Below are 284 nucleotides of genomic sequence, written 5' to 3'. Positions count from 1 at the left end.
AACGCGCGCAGCAGGAGGAACATCATGAGCATTGAGATTGCCAATATTAAGAAGTCGTTTGGTCGCACCCAGGTGCTGAACGATATCTCACTGGATATTCCTTCTGGTCAGATGGTCGCGTTGCTGGGGCCGTCCGGTTCCGGAAAAACCACGCTGCTGCGCATTATTGCCGGGCTGGAGCATCAAACCAGCGGGCATATTCGCTTCCACGGTACCGACGTGAGCCGTCTGCACGCGCGGGACCGTAAAGTCGGTTTCGTGTTCCAGCATTACGCGCTGTTTCG

1 protein-coding gene is annotated in these 284 nt (G+C 56.0%); it reads left to right on the top strand.

All coding sequences use genetic code 11. The features are described from left to right. Positions 1–24: 24 nt before the first annotated feature. Positions 25–284, top strand: a 260-nt coding sequence (locus tag LZP73_RS20695) for an ATP-binding cassette domain-containing protein (RefSeq protein WP_208705755.1), incomplete at its 3' end; no start/stop codon positions are given.

This window comes from Shewanella sp. AS16 (assembly GCF_021412365.1).
Lineage (GTDB): Bacteria > Pseudomonadota > Gammaproteobacteria > Enterobacterales > Shewanellaceae > Shewanella > Shewanella salipaludis.
Note: the sequence above shows the minus strand (reverse complement) of the source record. Positions and strands in the feature narration are given on the sequence as shown.